General features: G+C 73.7%; 1 protein-coding gene and 1 pseudogene. Both read right to left on the bottom strand.

The window, feature by feature from the left end; translation table 11 throughout:
- The coding region (locus AWC18_RS00205) for a DUF7159 family protein (protein ID WP_085136931.1) at nt 1–1,141 on the bottom strand (1,141 nt) is incomplete at its 3' end.
- Nucleotides 1,142–1,407: 266 nt separating this feature from the next.
- Nucleotides 1,408–1,628: pseudogene (locus AWC18_RS21770) on the bottom strand (hypothetical protein); the annotation flags it as partial.

Here is a 1,628-nt window from a genome sequence, read left to right as displayed (position 1 = left end):
CCCGAGCAGGTGGCGGAGCCGCTTCGGGGACGGCCGCCGGGGCCGGGGCCTGCTGGGTGGGGACCACGATGTGCCCGGAGGGCGGCGGGTGATCGGCGGCGGTGGGCCGGATGCTCACCGCCAGTGCCACCACCAGGCTGGAGACCCCGACCACGAAGAACGCCGCCAGACCGCTGCCGGCCAGCAGGAAGGGGTTGCGGCGCCGCAGTGGCTTGCTGTCGGCGAACTCATCCACCGCGGCACTCGGTGGGATGTCGTCGATGATGGTGCCGTCGTAGCCGTCTGTGTCGAACAGGCTCAGATAGCCGCTGTCAGCGGCGTCGTCGGGAACCGCACTGTAGGCCAGCGCGTACTCGCCCTGAGTGGCGTCGTAGTCGGCTTGATAGGCGTAGCCGAGGGCGACCAGCTCCGGATCGATCACTCCGGTGCCCGGGTCGCGGGCCCACGCCAGCGCCGAGGTCGAGGAGTCGAACAGCGGCGTGTGGGCGCTGGCCAGCGCCGCGCCGCGCGCCAGCGCGGTCTCGGGCTCCTCGGGCACGCTGACCGGGATGGCACTGACCGCGTCCAACTCGGCCTTGACCAGACCGACGTTGACTCCGGAACCGACCACGAACAGGCCGTCGGGGCGTGATGGCAGGCGGCCCGCCTGGGCGGCAAGACGGGTCAGCTCACCCACCGCGGCGGCGTCGTCGGAAGGCAGGGCCACCCGCTGCACCTCGGCGATCGACCCGTCGGAGGAGTCGACGACGGCCAGGGTCGCCCCCTCGGGCTCGATGAACATCAGGGCGGTCCGCTCGTAGCCGACCGACCCGCCCACGGTCTGCGCCAGTGCGGCCGCCGCCAAGAACGCCGACACCAGCATCACGTTCTCGACCCGGTGATCGGCCAGTGCGTCACGCAGCTGGCCCGCCTGCAGCTGGTTGGCGACGGTCACTCCGGTCGAGGACAGCCGGTAGCCGCTCTCCCGCGCACTTTCCTGGGTCCCCAGGATGGCCGACACGACCTGCTCGGGGAACGCCCTCGCGTCGGCGTCCACCTCGAATCCGTCTTCATCGACGGTCACGCCACCGGCGCGTTCCCCCTCGACGAGGACCATGCGTACCGATGGCGGCGCCATCGAGACCCCCAGAACGATGTCCACCGCACCTCCTCCACTAGGGCCGGCGAATTATTAGCCCATCTTACGACTGTTGGGTCCGCATGCCCACTCAGAAACGGAACCCCGGCAACGGGAACGGGAACCCGCCGCCGCCGCGTCCGTGGCCGCCGCCATGGCCACCGCCGTGCTTACCGCCGGGACCGCCGCCGGGACCACGGCCAGGTGCTTTGCCTCCGCCGCCTGGGCCCCACCCGCCCCGGGGCGGACTGAAGAGCGGCGGACCGCCCGGCAATCCCGGAATCCCCAGGTTAGGCAGCGGTGGTGGCGGGAGCGCCGGTGGCGGCAGAGCCGGCGGCGGGAGCGCCGGTGGCGGTGCCGGGGCCGGTGCCACCGGCAGGGGCGCCGGGGCCTGCGGGGCGGGTGCGGCCGGGACTGGAGCGGGAGCGCGCGGCGGAGCCGGTTCGCCGGCCGGGGCCGGCGGGGCCGCCGGCGGAGGGGGCGCCGGGGTGACGACAGCCGCGGGCGGCGG

Source organism: Mycolicibacter nonchromogenicus (genome assembly GCF_002101775.1).
In the GTDB taxonomy this organism is placed as follows: domain Bacteria; phylum Actinomycetota; class Actinomycetes; order Mycobacteriales; family Mycobacteriaceae; genus Mycobacterium; species Mycobacterium nonchromogenicum.
Note: the sequence above shows the minus strand (reverse complement) of the source record. Positions and strands in the feature narration are given on the sequence as shown.